The sequence below is a fragment of the Agrococcus beijingensis genome, assembly GCF_030758955.1.
Classification (GTDB): domain Bacteria; phylum Actinomycetota; class Actinomycetes; order Actinomycetales; family Microbacteriaceae; genus Agrococcus; species Agrococcus beijingensis.
In genome coordinates this window covers 224,388-242,833 of sequence record NZ_CP132360.1, presented here as the reverse complement: position 1 = coordinate 242,833, position 18,446 = coordinate 224,388, and the positions used below count along the sequence as shown (strand labels likewise).

The window sequence follows — 18,446 nt, the reverse complement described above, 5'->3', positions numbered from 1 at the left end:
GCAGGGCCTCGACGGCGTCGCCGCCGAGCCCGATGGCCGTCTGACGGTCGCCCGCGCGACAGGCGTGGGACACCGCGCGTTCATGCGCGATCGTGACGCTGGCAGGGTCCCATCGACCTCGCAGAAGGAACGTCATGCACCGCAAGACCAGCGCCCTCGCCGCGCTCGCCGCCAGCGCCCTCGTGCTCGCCGGCTGCAGCCAGGCCGACGCCGGCCCCGCCGCCACCGAGTCGGCGACTGCCGACGCGGCCCCCGCCAGCATCACCCTCTACACCTCGGAGCCGCAGGAGAAGATCGACCAGATCGTCGCAGCCTTCAACGAGCGGCGTCCCGAGATCACGGTCGAGGTCTTCCGCGCCGGCACCGGTGACCTGAACGCCCGCATCGAGTCGGAGCGCGCCACGGGCGAGGTGCAGGCCGACGTGCTGCTCGCCGCCGACGCTCCCACCTTCGAGGGCTTCGCCGCCGACGGCCTGCTGCTCGAGCTCGACACCGCCGACGTCGACGCGCTCGACCCCGCCGTCGTCGACCCCGAGGGCTTCTACGTGGGCACCCGGATCATCCCCACCGTCATCGCCTACAACACCGACGTCGTCGACGCCCCGCCCGCGTCGTGGCAGGAGCTGACCGACCCGGCGTACGCCGACCGGCTCGTGATGCCGAACCCGGACGTCTCGGGCGCCGCGGCCTTCAACGCGGCCGTCTGGCTCGACGAGGCCGAGCTGGGCGAGGCGTGGCTGACGGCGCTGGCGGCCAACGAGCCGGTCATCGTCGACAGCAACGGCCCCACGTCGCAGGCGATCGCCAGCGGCGCGCAGCCCGTCGGCGTGGTCGTCGACTACCTCGTGCGCGACCTCGCGGCCGCGGGCTCGCCCATCGCGGTCTCGTACCCGTCGGAGGGCGTGCCCTTCGTCAGCCAGCCCGCCGGCGTCTTCGCCAGCACCGACGAGGCCGACGCCGCGCAGGCGTTCGTCGACTTCCTGGTCAGCGTCGAGGGCCAGACGATCGCGGTCGAGCAGGCCTACCTGCCCGTGCGCGGCGACGTCGGCACGCCCGAGGGCGCACCGGCGATGAGCGACATCGCGCTCCTGAACCCCGACCTCGAGGTCATCGCCGCCACGAAGGCCGATGCGGTCGCGACCTTCAATGAGCTCTTCCAGTAGGACCGCCTCCCCGGGGCCCGGCCGCACGGTCGGGCCCTTCGGCGCGCCCCAGCGGCCCGACCGCAAGGTCGGGCCCTTCGGCGCGCTCCAGAGGCCCGACCGCACGGTCGGGCCCTTCGGCGCGCCCCAGCGGCCCGACCGCACGGTCGGGCCCTTCGGCGCGCCCCAGCGGCCCGACCGCACGGTCGGGCCCTTCGGCGCGCCCCCGCGGCCCGACCGCAAGGTCGGGCCCGGCGGCGCGCTCCAGAGGCCCGACCGCAAGGTCGGGCCCTTCGGCGCGCGCCAGCGGCAGCTCGCGCGCCGGCCAGACGGCCTCGACCTCGTGCGGGTCGCCGCCTGGCTGGCGGTCGCGGCTGTCGTGCTGCTGCCGTTCGGGTCGATGATCCTGCTCGCGGGCACCGAGCACCTGGCGACGCTCGTCGACGGCGACGTGGTCGAGGCGGGCCGCAACAGCCTGGTCTCTGCGCTCGCGTCGGCCGCGGGCGCCGTGCTGGTGGGCACCGCGCTGGCCCTCGTGCTCGAGCGCACCGACATCCCCGGGCGTCGCGCGCTGCGCCTGCTGGCCCTCAGCCCCATGCTCGTGCCGCCCTTCGTCGGCGCCATCGCGTGGGTGGGCCTCGCCGGCCCTGCGAGCCCGATCAACCGCTGGTGGCGGGAGCGCTTCGGCGAGCCGCTGTGGTCGGTGTACGGCGCCGACGGCGTCATCATGCTGCTGATCGTGCACTCGTACCCGATCGCCATGCTCATCGTCACGGCGGCGCTGCGCCGCGTGCCCGCCGACCTCGAGCAGGCGGCGCGCATCGCCGGGGCATCGGCGCCCCGCGCGCTGCTGACCGTCACGGTGCCGCTGCTGCGCGGCGCCCTGCTCTCGTCGTTCACGCTCACCGCGGTCTCGAACCTCGCCGACTTCGGCATCCCCTCGATCCTCGGCACGCCGGAGCGCTTCACCACGCTCGCCACCCTCGTCTACCGCTACGTGCAGTCGGGCACGGTCGACGACCCGCTGGGCGTCGTCGCGACGATCGGGGTCGTGCTGCTCGCTGTCGCGCTGCTCGCGGTCGCGCTCGACCTGACCGCCGGTCGCCGACGCGTCGAGCTCGATGCCTCCGCATCGCGCGCCGAGCCGCTGCCGCTGGGCCGCTGGCGCCGGCTCGTCGCGACCCTCGCCTGGATCGTCGTGCTGGCGATCACCCTGCTGCCGCTGCTGGCGCTGCTCGAGCAGTCGCTGCTGCCGGCCCCGGGCGTGCCGCTCACCCCCGACACCATCACGACGGCGTCGATCGAGCGCGCGCTCACGGCCAGCGGCACCATCGCGGGCGCGACCACCTCGCTCTGGCTCGCCGGCCTCGCCGCGGTGCTCTGCGGCGGCCTCGGGCTGGTCATCGGCACCCTCGTCACCCGCACCCGGGCGCGCGACAACCGCGCGCTGCACACGCTCGCGATCATGCCGCAGGCGATCCCGGGCCTCGTCATCGCCGTCGCCTGGCTCGTCATCGCGCCGCGCCTCGGCCTGTTCAACACGCCCTGGCTCATCCTCGCCGCCTACGTCACGTCGTTCCTGGCGCTCGTCGTGCAGTCGGTGCACGCGCCCCTGTCGGCCACCCCGCTCACCGCCGAGGAGGCGGCGCGCGCCTCGGGCGCGAGCCGGATGCGCGCCCTGCGCGACGTGTCGCTGCGCATGGCGGCGCCGGCCGCGATCGGCGGCGCCGTGCTCGTGGCGCTCACCGCGGTGCGCGAGCTCACCCTCTCGGCGCTGCTGCTCTCCCCCGGCAGCCAGACGCTGGGCGTCGTCATCTTCGGGCTGCAGCAGGGCGGCGGCCCGAACGCCGCGGCCGCGCTCTCGCTCATCGTCACCGTCGTCGGACTCGCAGGGCTCTCGCTGGCCGTGCCGAAGTCGCGGCGCTGAAGGGATCCACCATGGCCACCGTCTCGCTCGACCACCTCGACGTGCGCTTCCCCGACGGCACCGTCGGCCTCGCCGACGTGTCGCTCGATGTGCGGGACGGCGAGTTCGTCGCGCTCGTCGGGCCCTCGGGCTCCGGCAAGACGACGCTGCTGCGCGCCGTCGCCGGCTTCCTGCGGCCGACCGGCGGCACCATCGCGATCGGCGGCGAGCCGATGGCGGGGGCGCGCACCTTCGTCGAGCCCGAGCACCGCGGCCTGGGCATGGTCTTCCAGCAGCACGCCGTCTGGCCCCATTGGAGCGTCGGCCGCAACGTCGAGTACCCGCTGCGCATGCGGCGGGTGCCGCGCGCGCAGCGCCGGCAGCTCGCGGCCGAGGCGCTCGAGCGCGTAGGCCTGGCGGGCTTCGAGCGCCGCGACCCCGCGACGCTCTCCGGGGGCCAGCGGCAGCGCGTCGCGATCGCGCGCGCCCTCGTCGGCGGCCCGCGGGTGCTGCTGCTCGACGAGGCGCTCTCGGCGCTCGACGAGCCCCTGCGCGACCGCCTGAGGCTCGAGCTGCAGGCGCTCACCCGCTCGCTCGGCCTCACCGTCATCCACGTCACCCACGATCGCGACGAGGCCCTCGCGCTCGCCGACCGCGTCGTGATGCTCGACGGCGGACGCGTCCAGCAGATCGGCACGCCCGAAGCGCTCGTGGAGCGGCCCGCCTCGCCGACGGTGGCGCGCTTCCTCTCCGATGCGACGCTCGTCGAGGGCTGCAACGACGCGGCGGGCTTCGCCGCCTTCGACCATCCCCTGCGCCTCGGGGCGGATGCGGTCACCGGCGCCAGCGGGTCGGTCACGATCGCGGTGCTCCCGGAGGCCATCTCGATCGTGCCCGGCGACGAGGCGACGGTCACGGCTGCGCTCTACCGCCGCGACGGCAGCGACGTCGTGCTCGACTGGGCCGGCGCGAGCGTGCGCTGCCGCACGCTCGGCCACCGGCCGAGCGTCGGCGACCGCGTCGGCGTGGTGGTCGAGCGCGGCATCGCGTATGCGCACGAGGACGCCACCGACGATGCCGTCGACCCCGACGGCGCGCTGGAGCCGGTCAGCGCGCGGGGCTGACCGCGTCTCCGCGACCGGCCGGAGCCTGCTGGTCCGCCAGCGCGCCGGCGCCCTCCAGCAGCTCGAGCGCCGTGATGCGCTCGGCCGTGGTGCCGTGGACCGCCATGATCAGCTCGTCCGCATCCGCCTCGATCAGGAAGCTGCGCAGCGTGGCCGTCGCCTCCTCGGCCGTGCCGAGCGCGGTGTGCTGCACCATCTTCATGACGTGGGCGGCCTGCGGGCTCGCGGCCAGCGCATCCAGCTCGTCGTCCCCGACGGCCGCGGCGGCCGGGGTGTCGCGCAGCAGCAGGCTCCGCACGCGACTGCGGATGACGGTGCGCTGCATCGCCATCGCCTCGGCGCGCGTGGGGGCGACCACGGCGTTGAGGCCGGCGATCACGTAGGGCTCGGCGAGCTGCGCGGAGGGCTCGAACCGCTCGCGGTAGACGGCGACGGCCTGGTGCAGCGCATCCGGGGCGAAGTGCGAGGCGAAGGCGTAGGGCAGGCCGAGCGCCGCCGCGAGCTGCGCCCCGAACAGCGACGAGCCGAGGATCGTGAGCGGCACGTCGGTGCCGTGCCCGGGGATGGCCTTGATGCCCGGCACCGTCGGCTCGCCGCGCAGGTAGCCCTGCAGCTCGAGCACGTCCTCGGGGAAGCGCTCGGAGGCGCGGATGTCGCGGCGCAGCGCCGTCCAGGTGCGCTGGTCGGTGCCGGGCGCGCGGCCGAGCCCGAGGTCGATGCGGCCCGGGTGCAGCTCGGCGAGGGTGCCGAACTGCTCGGCGATCACGAGCGGCGAGTGGTTCGGCAGCATCACGCCGCCCGCGCCGAGCCGGATCGACTCGGTGTGCGCGGCGACGTGCGCGATGAGCACGCTCGTGGCGCTCGACGCGATCGTCGCCATGTTGTGGTGCTCGGCGTACCAGACGCGCGCGAAGCCCAGCCGCTCAGCCGCCTGCGCCAGCTCGACGGAGCCGGCGAGGCTCTGGCCGGCGTTCTGGCCGGGGGCGATGGGGGCGAGGTCGAGCACGGAGAGACGCATCCGACCAGCCTAGGGCCGGCGGATGCGTCCGGGGGCTCAGCGGGCGGGCGTCAGAGCGCCTCGAGCACGACGGCCGAGCCCTGGCCGCCGCCGCCGCAGATGCCGGCTGCGCCGATCGAGCCGGTGCCCAGCTGCTGCAGGCGCCGCGCGAGGTGGCCGACGATGCGCAGGCCCGATGCGCCGATGGGGTGGCCCATGGCGATCGCTCCGCCGTTGGCGTTGACGATCTCGGGGTCGACGCCCAGCTGGCGGGTCGAGGCGACGCCGACGGCCGCGAAGGCCTCGTTGATCTCGACCGCCTGCAGGTCGCCGGTGGCCCTGCCTGCGCGCCCGAGCGCCTGCTCGATGGCGTCGGCGGGCTGCGAGTGCAGCGAGACGTCGTCGCCGGCGACGAAGCCGGTCGACAGGATCCTCGCCAGCCCCGTGATCCCGTGGGCGGATGCGTAGTCGGAGGAGACGAGCACGACGGCGGCCGCGCCGTCGGTAATCTGCGACGCGTTGCCGGCCGTGACTGTGCCGTCGGGCGTGAACGCGGGGCGCAGGGCGGCGAGCGACTCGGTCGTGGTCTCGGCGCGCACGCCGTCGTCGGCGGCGACCGTGACCGTCCTGCGGCCGGCCTTCGCCTCGAAGGGCACGATCTCGTCGTCGAAGGTGCCGTCGCCCTGCGCCCGCACGAGGCGGGCGTGCGAGGCGGCTGCGAGCTCGTCCTGCTGCTCGCGCGTGATCTCGAAAGCGCCGTTGTAGCTGTCGGTGGAGGCGCCCATGGCGACCCGGTCGAACGCGTCGGTGAGGCCGTCGAACTGCATGGTGTCGATGAGGCCCATGTCGCCGAACTTCGAACCGGCGCGCATCGGCGCGGCGTGCGGGGCGAGCGTCATCGACTCCTGGCCGACCGCCACGACCACGTCGGCCTCACCGAGCTGGATCATGCGGTGGCCGGTGACGATCGCCTCGGTGCCCGAGAGGCAGACGGCGTTGATGCCCAGCGCCGGCACGGTCATCGGGATGCCGGCGCCGACGGCGGTCTGGCGGGGCGGGTTCTGGCCGACGGTGGCCTGCAGCACCTGCCCGACGACGACGGCGTCGACCTCGGTGGCCTCGACGCCCGCCTTCGCGAGCGCGTGCTTGGCGGCGTGCGCGCCGAGCTCGGTGGAGGGGGTCTGCGCCAGCTGCCCGAGGAACTTGGCGAACGGCGTGCGGGCGTAGCCGGCGATGATCGTCTCGGGCATGGTGGCTGCTCCTTCGCAGGTGGATGTGCGGCCCATCGTACCCCGTCGTCCGGCGGGCGGGGTGGCGAACCTGACGAGCGGTTCACCTGCCGGGTCGGAATAGACCGTTCAGATTCGAAGTTGTAGCCAGCAGTGACCCGGCGCATCGGCGCCACCGCAACGGCCCGGTCAGCCGACAGAGAAGGAGACACCATGAACAGGCTCACGGATCGCGTCGCACTCATCACCGGCGGCGCCAGCGGCATCGGCGCGGCGACCTCGAAGCGCCTCGCGAGCGAGGGAGCGAAGGTCGTCATCGGCGACCTGAACGACGCGCTCGCCGCCTCGGTCGTCGACGAGATCACCGCCGCAGGCGGCACCGCCTCGGCAGTGCACCTCGATGTCACCGACCAGGCCTCGTGGACCGCAGCGGTCGAGCAGATCGTCAGCGCACAGGGCGGCCTCGACATCCTGGTGAACAACGCCGGCATCGGCGACACCGTCACGATCGAGGAGTCGACCTGGGAGGAGTACAAGAAGGTCACCTCCGTGACCCAGGACTCCGTCTACCTCGGCATGAAGGCCGCGGGCGAGGCCCTCAAGGTCGGCGGCCACGGCTCCGTCATCAACATCTCGTCGATCTTCGGCATCACCGGCGGCTTCGGCGTCAGCATGGGCTACGCCGCCGCGAAGGGCGCCGTGCGCACCATCACGAAGGCCGTCGCCCTCGGTTGGGCGAAGCAGGGCGTGCGCGTCAACTCCGTGCACCCGGGCTTCATCGAGACGCCGATCCTGGGCGAGGCCGACCGCGGCCAGCTCTCGGCCGTCACGCCGATGGGCCGCGTCGGCAAGCCCGAGGAGATCGCGGCCGCGATCGCCTTCCTCGCCAGCGACGACGCCTCGTTCGTCACCGGCGCCGAGCTGGTCGTCGACGGCGGATACGTCGCCAACTGACGCACTGCTCCGACCTCACGCACTGCTCCGACGCGCGCCCGCTGCCCACATCCGGCAGCGGGCGCGCTCGCGTCTGCGGCGTGTTCCTGGCGCCCTGCATCGGGATCTGTCAATATAGAGCGTTCGATATCCCGACCGCGTGGATGCAGGGGGCACCGTGATCAGCACCGAGCGCTGCGACCGCGTCGATGCGGCGAGCGCCATCGACCAGCGCACCGCCGACCGCATGGCCGGCGCCGTGAAGGCGATGGCCGACCCGCTGCGGCTGCGCATGGTGTCGCTCATCGCGACCTCTCCCACCGGTGAGGCGTGCGTGTGCGACCTCGCCGAGCTCACCGACGTCTCGCAGCCGACGGTCTCCCACCACCTGAAGGTGCTGCGCGAGGCGGGGGTGCTCGCGTCGGAGCGGCGCGGCACGTGGGTGCACTACCGGCTCGAGAGCGCCATGCGACCGGTCGCGACCGCCGTGCTCGAGGGGCTGCGCACCGCGCTCGATCCCCAGCCTGCGGCGCACTGGCCGCCTGGGCAGGGCGACCGTGAGCTCGTCGACGTCGATGCCCGCGTGGCGCAGATCGCCGAGCGGCTCTCCGGTGTCACGCCGGACCTCTCGGGCGACGCGGTGCTGCGCATCGTGCGCGAGTCGTTCGCCGGGCTCGCACGCACCTCGCGGGTGCAGTCGCACCTCCTGGTGCTCGCCGAGCGCTTCGCGAAGCAGCGCCTGGCCGACGTGCTGCGCGACCGCACCGCCGGCGTGCCGCACGTGCTCTTCGTCTGCGTGCAGAACGCCGGCCGCTCCCAGCTCGCGGCGGCGCTCGTCGAGCAGCGCTCCGGCGGTGCCGTCGTCGCCCGCTCGGCCGGCTCCATGCCCGCGAGCGCCGTGCACGCCGAGGTGCGCGCGCTCATCGACGAGCTGGGCGTCGACGGCGACCCGTTCCCGAAGCCGCTCACCGATGACGCCGTGCGCGCCGCTGACGTCGTGATCACGATGGGCTGCGGTGACGTGTGCCCGATCATCCCGGGCGTCCGCTACGAGGACTGGCAGGTCGGCGACCCGGCCCTCGCCTCGCCTGCGGGCGTGCGCGCGATCCGCGACGACATCGCGCGACGCGTCGACCGCCTGCTCGCCGAGCTCTCCCCCACTCCCTGAACGCATCCGCACGACCCGCTGAACGCATCCGCACGACCCGCTGAACGCATCCGCCCCGACCCGGAGGAACCATGACCGAGACCGAGCCCACTCCCACCGCCCTGTTCGTCTGCGTGCACAACGCGGGCCGCTCGCAGATGGCCGCAGGCTTCCTGCGCGAGCTCTCCGGCGGTGCCGTCGAGGTGCGCTCGGCCGGCAGCATGCCCGCCGAGCAGATCAACCCGACCGCCGTCGCCGCGATGCAGGAGGTCGGCATCGACATCACCGCCGAGGTGCCCAAGGTGCTGACGACGGATGCGGTGCGCGACTCCGACGTCGTCATCACGATGGGGTGCGGGGATGCGTGCCCGGTGTTCCCCGGCAAGCGCTACGAGGACTGGGAGCTCGACGACCCGGCAGGCCAAGGCATCGACGCCGTGCGGCCGATCCGCGACGACATCGAGCAGCGCATCCGCGGGCTGCTCGACTCGCTGGGCATCCAGCCGGTGCGGTGAGCCGGCGCTCACGTTGCTGCGACGACGAAGGGCTCCGCGCGATGCGGGGCCCTTCGTCGCGTCGGGTGGCTCAGCGGACGATGCCGAAGCCGCCCGTCCAGGCGATCTTCTCGGAGGCCGCGAGGGTGAGCTGCAGGAAGCCCATCGCCTCGAGCTCGTGCGCCCGTGCCAGGCTGCCGGCGTCGATCGCGTCGGCGCCACCGGCCTGCACGGCTGCGATGAGCGTCGCCTTGGCGTCGGCGTCGTCGCCCGCGACGAGCACGGTCGTCGTCAGGTCGCCGACCCGCTTCGAGCCGAGCGTCGCGGCGAAGGTGGTGTTGAAGGCCTTGAGCACCTTGCTCGACGGCAGCTTCGCCGCGAGCTCGGCGGCCGCCGACGAGCCGACGGGCACCACGAGCCGGTCGAAGGTCTCGAAGTCGAGCGGGTTCGTGATGTCGACGACGGTGCGGCCGGCGAGCTGCTCGCCGTACTGCTCTGCGATCGACGCCAGCGCAGCGTAGGGTACGGCGAGCACGACGATGTCGCCGCTGAGCTCCTCGGTCTCGCCCTCTCCGACCTGCTGGATCTCGGCGCCGCCCGCGCCGAGCAGACCGGCGATCGCGGTGCCCATGTTGCCGTTGCCGAAGATGCTGATGGTGGTCATGGTGCGTCCTGTCTTCCCGGGCGACCCGCTGCCGCCGATGATCGATGCAGCGCTTATGGCTGCCATATGATTCCCGAATGACCGAGTCTGGTCGAGCGTGAACGCTCGCCGAGCCTGCAGACACAACGTGACACCTGCTCGACGCGAGCGCAATATCCCGATACAACGGATGCATGGACGAGACGCAGCGCAAGCAGACCGCCGACGAGACGCAGGACACGACGCCGCCGCAGGAGGAGCTCCCCGAGGAGGAGCGCGACACCGCCTCGGGCGGCCCCGCGGATCCGCCCGAGCACGACGCGTAGGCGACGGCCGGTCAGCCGCTGATGCTCACCATCCAGGTGATGCCCCAGCGGTCGACCAGCATGCCGAAGGTGTCGCCCCACGGCGCGACCTCGAGCGGCTCCACGATGCGGGCGCCGTCGCCGAGCGCCTCCCAGTAGCGGGTGAGCGCGGCGCGGTCGTCGCCCGAGATCGAGACCTGCTGACCGCGAGCGGGCGCCGGCATCGACGACGGCGTGTCGCTGCCCATGACCGTGTGCCCGTCGGCCGTGGTCAGCTGCGCGTGCATCACCAGGTCGGCGTCGGCGGGATCCTGCGCCATGCCGCCCTCGCCGAAGGTGCTCAGCACCAGATCACCGCCGAACACGCCGTGGTAGAAGTTCATCGCCTCGCGCGCCTCGCGGGCGAAGGCCAGGTAGGGGTTCAGCACCGTCGTCATCATCGGCTCCTCTCGGCGGCCCTCAGCATGGCGCACGGGCCGCGAGGCCCAGCATGGCGCAGCGGCCGTGCAGCCGCCAGGGCTCAGGGCGCGGAGTTCCGGGCTGCCGGCTCCGGATCCGGGGCTCCCGGTTCAGGGCTCCAGGGCGCCCGGTTCAGGGCTCCAGGGCCCCGGCCGCGGTCGTGCGGGCGAGCGCCCAGGCCTCCGCGATCGCCGCATCGATGCCGCGCGGCGACAGCGCGTCGCCGATCGCGGAGACCGGCACGCCCAGCTCGACCTCGAGCTCGTCGGCATCGCGCCCGTCGACCGTCACCGAGCGGCGCGGCGTGAGCGCGACGATCGCGGTCGGCACGGCGAGCGGCCGCTCCTCCCCCGTGAGCGCGTCGACCGCGGCGAGCCGATCGCCCGATCCGCGCACCCGCGCGCCGGCGATGCGGCGGAAGCGCCCCTCGGCGAGCGTGCGCAGCACGAGCTGCCGCTCGTAGCCGGTGCCGACGTGCGGCAGCAGCGACTCGAACGGCGTCACCGCCTCGACCTCTGCCCCGGTCGCGACCAGGCTGAGCAGCACGCCGGAGGCGTAGGCCGAGCCGTCGTCGTCGACGACCAGGATGCGGGGACCGAGACGCGCGGGATCGTCGAGCGCCGTGAACGCGTCGACGGTCGCGGGCCGCGCTCCGGCGAAGGCGTCGTCGACGGCGAGCGCGGTGGTGGCCGGCGCCGTCGCCCCGGTGGCCAGCACGACGGCGTCGGGCCGCGTCGACCGGATCGCATCGAGCGTGGCCTCCTCGGCGAGGCGGATGTCGACCCCAGCCGCCCGGGCGTCGCGCTCGAGGTCGGTGACCAGCACCGACACCGATCCGCGGCCGGGCACGCGCGCCGCGCGCAGCAGCTGCCCTCCGAGCCGGTCGGCGCGCTCGAGCAGCGTCACCGCGTGGCCGAGCCGCGCCAGGTCGACCGCAGCCCGGAGGCCGGCCGGCCCACCGCCCACGACCGTCCACCGAGCGGCCGACGCGGCGCGCGGCGCTGGCGGCTCGAGCTCGCGGCCCGCCTCGGGGTTCACCGTGCAGGTCACGCTGAGCCCCTGGCTGCCGCGGCCCAGGCAGCCCTGGTTCAGGCGGATGCAGTGCCGGATGCCGTCGGTCGCGCCGGTGAGGAGCTTGGTCGCCAGGTCTGGGTCGGCCAGCTGGCCGCGCGTGAGCGCCACCATGTCGGCGATCCCGCTCGCGAGCACCTCCTCCGCCTCCTCGACGCTCGTCGCGGCGCCGACGCCGAAGACCGGGATGTCGGGATTGGCCCGCTTGAGCGCCGCGACGTCGTCGCGCAGCCAGGCGACCGGCATCGCCGACGACGGGAACACCCAGTGCACGTCGTGATAGCCGCCGGCGGCGGTGTCGAGGAAGTCGATGCGCGCCTCGCTGCGCAGCGCCGCGACGATGTCGCGGCAGGCTGCCGCGGCGAGTCCCTCGTCGTTGTGCTCGTCGACGACGATGCGGATGCCGACCGTGAAGTCGTCGCCCACGCGGGCGCGCACCGCGCGCAGCACCTCGCGCGGGAACCGCGTGCGTGCCTCGAGATCGCCACCGTACGCATCCGCCCGCCTGTTGTAGAGCGGGCTCAGGAACTGGTGCAGGAGGTAGCCGTGCGCCATGTGGATCTCGACGCCGTCGAAGCCGCCCAGCCGCGAGCGCTCGGCCGCGCCTGCCCAGGCCTCGACGAACCCGGCGATGTCGCGAGCGCTCGCCTCGCGGGTGGCGACGCCGGTCGAGGGCGAGAGGATGCGGCTCGGCGCGAAGACGGGGCGCGGACCGTCGGGCCCCTCGGGCGAGGCCTGCGCGCCGTGGTGGTTCAGCTGCACCAGCACGCGCGAGCCGGCCTCGTGGATCGCGTCGGTCATGCGGCGGTTGGCGTCGACGGCCTCGGGCCGCCAGGCGTCCTCGAAGCCGCGGGTCGACGCGGTCGGATGCACGAGGTGGTTGCCGGCGACGAACAGGCCGCAGCCGCCGCGACCCTCGGTGCCGCGCGCGCGGCGGACGAAGTAGGCGGTCTCGCGGTCGGACTCGACCCGGTCGGAGTACTGCTTGGAGTGCGCCGCCTGCATGATGCGGTTGGGCGACTCGAAGCTGCCGATGCGCAGCGGCTGGGCGAGGAGGCTCACGCGTCGATCCTGGCACCGGATGCGCCCGGCGGCGCCGGTCGCACGTAGGATCGAAGGATGACTGCCACGACGATCCAGGTGTACGGCGCCGACTGGTGCCGCGACTGCCGCCGCACGAAGAGCCAGCTCGACGCCCTCGGCGTCGACTTCGACTACATCGACCTCGAGCAGGACGAGGCCGCGGTCGAGGAGGCCAAGCGCATCTCGGGCCGCATGAACATCCCGGTGGTGGTCTTCCCCGACGGCTCGCACCAGGTCGAGCCGTCGAACGCCGAGGTCGAGGCGAAGCTGCAGGAGCTCGCGCTCGTCTGAGTGCCCGGCCGGCATCACGCCGGCTATGCGGCATGATCATGGGCATGACGACGAGCAATGACGCTCGCCTCCGACCCGACTCTCTCGCGGTGCATGCCGGCCGCGAGGACCTTCGGGCGCTCGGCGTGCACGCGACCCCCATCGACCTGTCCTCGACCAGCCCGCTGCCGGGGGTCGAGCCCGGCGGCGACGCCTACGAGCGCCTCGCGACGGGCGGCGACATCGGCGACGGCTCCGCCGTGTACCAACGGCTCTGGAACCCGACCGTCGCGCGCTTCGAGTCAGCGCTCGCGCAGCTCGAGGGCGCCGAGACCGCCGTGGCCTTCGCCTCCGGCATGGCGGCGGTCAGCGCCGTGCTGATGGCCGCGCGCCAACGGCGCGGCAGCCACGCCGTCGCCCTCCGCCCGCTCTACGGCGGCACCGACCATCTGCTGGCGACCGGGCTGCTCGGCACCGAGACGACCTTCGTCGACTCGATCGACGCCGTGGCCCGCGCCGTGCGGCCCGACACCGGGCTCGTGGTGGTCGAGACGCCCGCGAACCCGACCCTCGAGCTCATCGACCTCGACGCGCTCGTGGCGGCGGCCGGCGCCGCCCCGGTGCTGGTCGACAACACCTTCGCGACTCCCGTGCTGCAGCGACCGCTGCGGCACGGCGCGGCGCTGTCGCTGCACTCGGCCACCAAGTACATCGGCGGCCATGGCGACGTGCTCGGCGGGGTGGTCGCCTGCGACGACGACTGGGCGCACGCGCTCCGGCCCATCCGCGCGATCACGGGCGCGATCGCGCACCCGTTCAGCGCCTACCTGATGCACCGCGGCCTGCAGACGCTGCCGCTGCGCGTGCGCGCTCAGCAGGCTGCCGCCGAGGTGGTGGCGCGGGCCTTGGTCGAGATGCCCGGCGTGCGCTCGGTGCGCTTCCCCGGTCTCGACGGCTGCGACCCTGCGGGCCTGGTCGGCGCGGGGCGGCAGATGGCCGGGCCGGGCTCGATGATCGCCATCGACGTCGGCTCCGCAGCACGGGCCGCCGCGATCGCCGAGGGCGTCGAGCTCTTCACGCACGCCGTCTCGCTCGGCAGCGTCGACTCGCTCATCCAGCACCCGTCCTCCCTCACCCACCGCCCGGTGGCGGCGGAGGCGAAGCCGCACCCCGGCGTGCTGCGGCTGTCGATCGGGCTGGAGGACCCGGCCGACCTCATCGACGACCTCGAGCGCGCGATCGAGCTCGCCGATCGGCACGGGACCCTCAGCCACTCAGCGGCCGGGATGCGCGGCGAGACGGCGGAGGCGACCAGCGCTACGCGGTCGCGGGCAGCCGCAGCTCGGCCGTGAGCCCCGTGCTCCCGGCGGCGCCCGCCTCGAGCGCCACCGTGCCGCCGTTCCTGCGCACGAGCTCCGCCACGATGGCGAGGCCGAGGCCGGTGCCGGGCACGTTGTCGCGCTCGGCGGCCGGCGCCCTGTAGAAGCGGTCGAACGCGTGCACGATCTCGTCGTCGGTCATGCCCGGGCCGGTGTCGGTGATGCGGATGCGCACCCAGCCGTCGTGCGCATCGGCGCGAGCCCGCACGGTGCCGCCGGCGGGCGTGAACTTGATCGCGTTGGTGAGCACGTTGGTGATCGCCCGATCGAGGTCGCCGCGGGCGCCGAGCAGCGAGGATCCGTCGGCCTCGACCTCGATGTCGATGCCCTTGTGGTCGCTCATCGGCCGCACCGTCGCCGCGGCATCGGCCAGCAGCTGCCCGCTGTCGATCGGCTGCGCGTTCGACGGCCTGCGGGGCGCCGTGGCGCCACCGCTGAGGGTCAGCAGATCCTCCACCAGCTCGCTCAGCCGCACCGCGTTGCGCTCGATGACGCGCACCCACTCCCGCGGCGCGCCCTCGAGCGCGTGCGAGTCGGCGAGCAGCTCGGCGTAGCCGATGACGCTGGTGATCGGGGTGCGCAGCTCATGGCTGGTGGTGGCGAGGAAGTCGTCGCGCTGCCGCTCGAGCTCGGCGCGGATCTTCCTGGCGGCGTCGCGCTCGACCTCGGCCTCGACCTTGGCCTGCTGGGCCCGCAGCAGGCTGGTGATGTCGAGCAGCTGCACGGCCACCGCGTGCTCCTCGCCCTCGATCGCGTTCGCCGCGACGGTGAGTCGACGGCCCGCACCGTTGCTGACGGAGACCGCCTCGCCGGTGCGGAGCGCCTGCATGGCGGCCAGGCGCACCGGTCCCGACCAGTCGTCGCCGTCGAGCTCGCCGGCGCGCAGCCGGCGCGCCGCCCGGGTCGCCCAGACGAGCCGGGAGTGCTCGTCGCCCGGCAGCGACACCGCGAGCCCCAGCCGTGAGTCGACGACGCTGCCGCTGAGCAGATGGGACGACGCCTCCAGCTGCCGGCTCACGGCGCGCAGCTCGTACTGCGCAGCGGTCAGGATCACCGTGAAGGCGGCGAGCGCGACGAGCATCGTCTCGAACAGCGCCGCGCGCGTCACCAGGTCGATCTGCGGCAGGTTGAACGGGCCGCCGCCCGCGATCGAGAAGGCCAGCATCGCCACCGAGGCGAGGATCGTCTCGACCAGCACGACGCGGATCGGGAACCGGAACGCGGCCCACGCCACGAGCGGATACGGCGCGAACGACAGCGGCAGCTCGATGCCCGGGTTGAACACCAGCACGATGACCGCTGCGAGGATCGTCGCCTGCAGCGCGATCTCCCAGCGGCTGGCGAGCACCGGCAGGCGCGGCGGCAGCACCGCGAAGGGCGCGAGCATCGCCACCGCCGCGGCGTGCGACGCGGCGACGAAGCCTGCGGTCGGGAAGAAGTCGCCGCCCTCGAGGAGCATTACGATGGCGCCGGCGAGCACGCCCACCACCGCGGCTCCGGTCGCGACGGCGACGGCGAACCGCAGCCCCGCGCGCAGCGACGAGAGCCGGAACGGCCGGCGCCAGACGCCCAGCACCGCCAGCACCGCGACCACCTCGGCGAGGTTGGCGACGCCGAACGCGACGGCCAGCGGCAGCGTCCTGCCGCCGACGAGGTTCGCCGCGATCGACGAGACCAGCACGATCACCACGGCCCAGGGCATCTTGGCGCGCGGCTGCAGCATCACGAACAGCACCGACAGCCCGGCCGCCGGCCACCACACCGCGACGGTGGTGCCCGCCGGCCGCAGCAGCACGCCGGCCACGGCGGCGAGGAACAGGATCACGGCGGCGAGCATCCACGTCCACCAGGGCGTCGGCCGCTGGGCGCCAGCGTCGGCGATCGCGTAGGGCGCCGCCTCGGCAGCCGTGCTGGTCATGCGCCAACGGTAGGGGCGCGACGCCGATCGGCACAGCATCGGCGCGCGCGAATCTCGCCGCACCGCCCCCACCGCCCGCGTCGCCGCTACGCTGACCGCACGAGCGAAGGAGCCCGCATGGCGCAGTCGACCACCGCAGCGGCGCTCGCGCTCGCCGTCGCCGTGCTGCTCACCGCCTGCGGGTCGCCGCAGCCGCCGGAGGCGACCCCCTCCCCGACCGCGAGCCGCGCGCCCGCCGAGCCCGACGCATCCGCTGTGCCGTCGACGCCCGCGACGCCGGCGGGCACGCTCGACGAGCCCGCCGTGCTCGCGACCGGGCTCGACGCGCCCTGGTCGATCGCGTTCCTGCCGGGCGGCGGTGCGCTGGTGAGCGAGCGCGACAGCGCCACCATCGTCGAGGTGCGGGCCGACGGCACGGTCACGCCGATCATCGAGATCGCCGGCGTCGACGGCGGCGACGACGACGAGGGCGGCCTGCTCGGCATCGCCGTCCACGACGGGCACCTCTACTGGTACGCGACCGGCGGCGGCGAGAACCTCGTCCAGCGCACGACGCTGACGGGCGCGGCGGGCGCGCTGACGTTCGGCCAGCCCGAGACCGTCATCGAGGCGATCCCGGCAGCGGGCAACCACAACGGCGGGCGCATCGCCTTCGGCCCCGACGGCAAGCTCTACGTGACGGCGGGCGACGCCGCGGTGCCGAGCCGGGCGCAGGATCCGGCGAGCCTCGCCGGCAAGATCCTGCGGCTCGAGCCCGACGGCGCGATCCCCGCCGACAACCCGTTCCCCGGCTCGCCCGTCTACTCGCTCGGCCACCGCAACCCGCAGAGCCTCGCGTGGGACGACGACGGCAGGCTGTGGGCGACCGAGTTCGGGCAGGACACCTGGGACGAGCTGAACGCCATCGAGGCGGGCGCCAACTACGGCTGGCCGACGGTCGAGGGCATCGGCGGCGATGCGCGATTCCGCGATCCGGTGCAGCAGTGGAGCCCGGCCGAGGCGAGCCCCAGCGGCATGGCCTTCGCCGCCGGCTCGCTCTGGATCGCCAACCTGCGCGGAGAGTCGCTGCGGCAGGTCGACTTCGGTGACGCGAGCGCCTCGACGGTGCACTGGCTCGATCGGTTCGGGCGGATGCGCGACGTCGCGGTCGCGCCGGACGGGTCGCTCTGGGCGCTCACCAACAACACCGACGGCCGCGGCACGCCCGCCGACGGCGACGACAGGATCCTGGTCTTCGGGCCGTAGCTGTGGTGCGGAGCGCTGCTGCCGCGCAAGGCCCGCCCGGCGACCACGCTGAGCACGGGCGCGCTGTCGCGCTGCGTCGCGTGATGCGGAGCGAGATCCTCGCCGCCGCCGGCGCTAGAAGGGCGGCGGCGGCACGGGATCGCCATCGGTGCCTGTGCCTGCGCCCGTGCCCGTGCCTGTGCCTGTGCCTGTGCCTGTGCCTGTGCCTGTGCCGGCCCAGTATGAGCCGGGTGGCGGTGCTTCGTGCTGCTCCTCGGCCTCGAGCCTGCGCCGCTCCTCGACGGGCAGTCGCAGACGTGCGGCTTCGCGCTCGGAGAATTCGGCGGGACGCGGCCGCGTCGCGAGGCGCGGACCGGGTCGCGAGGCGCGGCAGGCGGCGCGGGACGCGGCCGGCGTCGCGAGGCGCGGACGGGGTCGCGAGGCGCGGCAGGTGTCGCGAAACGCGGACGGGTCTCGAGACGAGGACGATCGATCCGCGATTCGTGACGCTCTCGGGATCCATCCGCGTCCTGCGACGCGGGGGCTCGTCTCGGTGCGCGCGCTGCGGACTCAGAACTGGATGCGCGGGGGCTCGGCGACGGCGCCGGTCTGGTCGACCTCGAAGAAGTCGCGGCGGCCGCCCGCCGACTTCGCGAACAGCGAGGTCGGGAAGCGCCGGGCCTTCGCGTTGAGCTCGCGCGCGCCCGTGTTGTAGTCGCGCCGGCGTGCCTGCGCCTCGTCGTCGAGGCCCGCGAGGGCGGCGCGGGCCTCCGCGGCGTCCGAGCCGGTCGGCTGCGATGCCGCGGCGAGCACCAGCGGGCGCAGCGCCTGCTGCACGGCCGCCTCGGCGGCGGCCTTCTCCCCCGGTGCGTGTGCGCGCTCGAGTGCCGTGAACGCATCCGCCACCTGGGCGCGCTGCGCCTCGGTCGCGTGGGCGAGCAGCGGCGCGGCGACCGCCGGGCGGCGGTCGAGGGTCGCGGCCAGCGCGGCCCAGCGCTCGTCGACCGTGCCGCTCAGGCGGCGCATCGACGCGGAGGCTGCGACGGTCCAGACGATCGCGATCAGTGCGAGGACGACCAGCGCGCCGACGGCGATCCAGAGGTACAGCAGGGGGTCCATGGC

General features: G+C 74.2%; 17 protein-coding genes. 10 read left to right on the top strand and 7 right to left on the bottom strand.

What is annotated here, in order from left to right; genetic code table 11:
* Positions 1-134: 134 nt before the first annotated feature.
* From Q9250_RS01100 to Q9250_RS01090, 3 genes are read left to right on the top strand one after another with little or no spacing between them, the layout of a single operon-like run.
* Positions 135-1,163, top strand: a complete 1,029-nt coding sequence (locus Q9250_RS01100; protein WP_306232733.1) for an ABC transporter substrate-binding protein — start codon at positions 135-137, stop codon at positions 1,161-1,163.
* On the top strand, positions 1,147-3,069 hold the full coding sequence (locus Q9250_RS01095; RefSeq protein WP_306232732.1) for an ABC transporter permease: 1,923 nt from the start codon (positions 1,147-1,149) through the stop codon (positions 3,067-3,069). The genes Q9250_RS01100 and Q9250_RS01095 overlap by 17 nt, the downstream gene beginning before the upstream one ends.
* 11 nt (positions 3,070-3,080) lie before the next feature.
* A complete protein-coding gene (locus tag Q9250_RS01090) occupies positions 3,081-4,172 on the top strand; it encodes an ABC transporter ATP-binding protein (RefSeq protein WP_306232731.1) in 1,092 nt (363 codons plus the stop codon).
* On the opposite strand, the gene Q9250_RS01085 is transcribed toward Q9250_RS01090, so the two are convergent.
* Both Q9250_RS01085 and Q9250_RS01080 read right to left on the bottom strand, forming a co-directional pair.
* Positions 4,156-5,190 carry an LLM class flavin-dependent oxidoreductase gene (locus tag Q9250_RS01085; RefSeq protein WP_306232730.1) on the bottom strand — a complete coding sequence of 345 codons (1,035 nt, stop codon included), beginning with the start codon at positions 5,188-5,190 and terminating at the stop codon, positions 4,156-4,158. The two genes, Q9250_RS01090 and Q9250_RS01085, sit on opposite strands and share 17 nt — an antisense overlap.
* A gap of 50 nt (positions 5,191-5,240) precedes the next feature.
* Positions 5,241-6,419 carry an acetyl-CoA C-acyltransferase gene (locus Q9250_RS01080; RefSeq protein ID WP_306232729.1) on the bottom strand — a complete coding sequence of 393 codons (1,179 nt, stop codon included), beginning with the start codon at positions 6,417-6,419 and terminating at the stop codon, positions 5,241-5,243.
* Positions 6,420-6,611: 192 nt separating this feature from the next.
* Between Q9250_RS01080 and Q9250_RS01075 the strand changes: the two genes are divergently transcribed.
* From Q9250_RS01075 to Q9250_RS01065, 3 genes are all read left to right on the top strand, one after another.
* Entirely contained in the window at positions 6,612-7,352 is a 741-nt protein-coding gene (locus tag Q9250_RS01075) for an SDR family NAD(P)-dependent oxidoreductase (RefSeq protein ID WP_306232728.1), read from the top strand.
* A 157-nt stretch (positions 7,353-7,509) separates the two neighbouring features.
* Positions 7,510-8,499, top strand: a complete 990-nt coding sequence (locus Q9250_RS01070) for a metalloregulator ArsR/SmtB family transcription factor (RefSeq protein ID WP_422665056.1) — start codon at positions 7,510-7,512, stop codon at positions 8,497-8,499.
* A gap of 71 nt (positions 8,500-8,570) precedes the next feature.
* Complete coding sequence (locus tag Q9250_RS01065) at positions 8,571-8,993, top strand: arsenate reductase ArsC (RefSeq protein ID WP_306232727.1); 423 nt, start codon at positions 8,571-8,573, stop codon at positions 8,991-8,993.
* Between the two features lie 70 nt (positions 8,994-9,063).
* On the opposite strand, the gene Q9250_RS01060 is transcribed toward Q9250_RS01065, so the two are convergent.
* Entirely contained in the window at positions 9,064-9,636 is a 573-nt protein-coding gene (locus Q9250_RS01060) for an NADPH-dependent F420 reductase (protein ID WP_306232726.1), read from the bottom strand.
* A gap of 173 nt (positions 9,637-9,809) precedes the next feature.
* Between Q9250_RS01060 and Q9250_RS01055 the strand changes: the two genes are divergently transcribed.
* Entirely contained in the window at positions 9,810-9,941 is a 132-nt protein-coding gene (locus Q9250_RS01055; protein ID WP_306232725.1) for a hypothetical protein, read from the top strand.
* Positions 9,942-9,952: 11 nt separating this feature from the next.
* Here the strand turns inward: Q9250_RS01055 and Q9250_RS01050 are convergent, their stop codons facing one another.
* Positions 9,953-10,357, bottom strand: a complete 405-nt coding sequence (locus Q9250_RS01050; RefSeq protein WP_306232724.1) for a VOC family protein — start codon at positions 10,355-10,357, stop codon at positions 9,953-9,955.
* A 154-nt stretch (positions 10,358-10,511) separates the two neighbouring features.
* The gene (locus Q9250_RS01045; protein ID WP_306232723.1) at positions 10,512-12,512 is read right to left on the bottom strand and encodes an oxidoreductase; all 2,001 of its coding nucleotides are present in this window, start codon (positions 12,510-12,512) and stop codon (positions 10,512-10,514) included.
* Between the two features lie 57 nt (positions 12,513-12,569).
* Between Q9250_RS01045 and Q9250_RS01040 the strand changes: the two genes are divergently transcribed.
* Both Q9250_RS01040 and Q9250_RS01035 read left to right on the top strand, forming a co-directional pair.
* Positions 12,570-12,824 (top strand): glutaredoxin domain-containing protein, encoded by a 255-nt coding sequence (locus Q9250_RS01040; protein ID WP_306232722.1) that lies wholly within the window; start codon positions 12,570-12,572, stop codon positions 12,822-12,824.
* 44 nt (positions 12,825-12,868) lie between these two features.
* Positions 12,869-14,155, top strand: a complete 1,287-nt coding sequence (locus Q9250_RS01035) for a trans-sulfuration enzyme family protein (RefSeq protein WP_306232721.1) — start codon at positions 12,869-12,871, stop codon at positions 14,153-14,155.
* Here Q9250_RS01035 and Q9250_RS01030 read toward each other — a convergent pair.
* A complete protein-coding gene (locus Q9250_RS01030) occupies positions 14,121-16,100 on the bottom strand; it encodes a sensor histidine kinase (RefSeq protein ID WP_306232720.1) in 1,980 nt (659 codons plus the stop codon). The two genes, Q9250_RS01035 and Q9250_RS01030, sit on opposite strands and share 35 nt — an antisense overlap.
* A gap of 117 nt (positions 16,101-16,217) precedes the next feature.
* Here Q9250_RS01030 and Q9250_RS01025 point away from each other — a divergent pair, with 117 nt between their 5' ends.
* Positions 16,218-17,345 (top strand): PQQ-dependent sugar dehydrogenase, encoded by a 1,128-nt coding sequence (locus Q9250_RS01025; protein WP_306232719.1) that lies wholly within the window; start codon positions 16,218-16,220, stop codon positions 17,343-17,345.
* A 549-nt stretch (positions 17,346-17,894) separates the two neighbouring features.
* Here Q9250_RS01025 and Q9250_RS01020 read toward each other — a convergent pair.
* Positions 17,895-18,443: a LemA family protein gene (locus Q9250_RS01020; protein WP_306232718.1), complete on the bottom strand. Its 549-nt coding sequence runs from the start codon at positions 18,441-18,443 to the stop codon at positions 17,895-17,897.
* Positions 18,444-18,446: the final 3 nt, after the last annotated feature.

Bases quoted from the DNA above. Each gene is read 5' to 3' on its own strand.
- Q9250_RS01100 (WP_306232733.1), top strand. From the start codon at position 135: ATGCACCGCAAGACCAGCGCCCTCGCCGCGCTCGCCGCCAGCGCCCTC.
- Q9250_RS01095 (WP_306232732.1), top strand. From the start codon at position 1,147: ATGAGCTCTTCCAGTAGGACCGCCTCCCCGGGGCCCGGCCGCACGGTC.
- Q9250_RS01090 (WP_306232731.1), top strand. From the start codon at position 3,081: ATGGCCACCGTCTCGCTCGACCACCTCGACGTGCGCTTCCCCGACGGC.
- Q9250_RS01085 (WP_306232730.1), bottom strand. From the start codon at position 5,190: ATGCGTCTCTCCGTGCTCGACCTCGCCCCCATCGCCCCCGGCCAGAAC.
- Q9250_RS01080 (WP_306232729.1), bottom strand. From the start codon at position 6,419: ATGCCCGAGACGATCATCGCCGGCTACGCCCGCACGCCGTTCGCCAAG.
- Q9250_RS01075 (WP_306232728.1), top strand. From the start codon at position 6,612: ATGAACAGGCTCACGGATCGCGTCGCACTCATCACCGGCGGCGCCAGC.
- Q9250_RS01065 (WP_306232727.1), top strand. From the start codon at position 8,571: ATGACCGAGACCGAGCCCACTCCCACCGCCCTGTTCGTCTGCGTGCAC.
- Q9250_RS01060 (WP_306232726.1), bottom strand. From the start codon at position 9,636: ATGACCACCATCAGCATCTTCGGCAACGGCAACATGGGCACCGCGATC.
- Q9250_RS01055 (WP_306232725.1), top strand. From the start codon at position 9,810: ATGGACGAGACGCAGCGCAAGCAGACCGCCGACGAGACGCAGGACACG.
- Q9250_RS01050 (WP_306232724.1), bottom strand. From the start codon at position 10,357: ATGACGACGGTGCTGAACCCCTACCTGGCCTTCGCCCGCGAGGCGCGC.
- Q9250_RS01040 (WP_306232722.1), top strand. From the start codon at position 12,570: ATGACTGCCACGACGATCCAGGTGTACGGCGCCGACTGGTGCCGCGAC.
- Q9250_RS01035 (WP_306232721.1), top strand. From the start codon at position 12,869: ATGACGACGAGCAATGACGCTCGCCTCCGACCCGACTCTCTCGCGGTG.
- Q9250_RS01030 (WP_306232720.1), bottom strand. From the start codon at position 16,100: ATGACCAGCACGGCTGCCGAGGCGGCGCCCTACGCGATCGCCGACGCT.
- Q9250_RS01025 (WP_306232719.1), top strand. From the start codon at position 16,218: ATGGCGCAGTCGACCACCGCAGCGGCGCTCGCGCTCGCCGTCGCCGTG.
- Q9250_RS01020 (WP_306232718.1), bottom strand. From the start codon at position 18,443: ATGGACCCCCTGCTGTACCTCTGGATCGCCGTCGGCGCGCTGGTCGTC.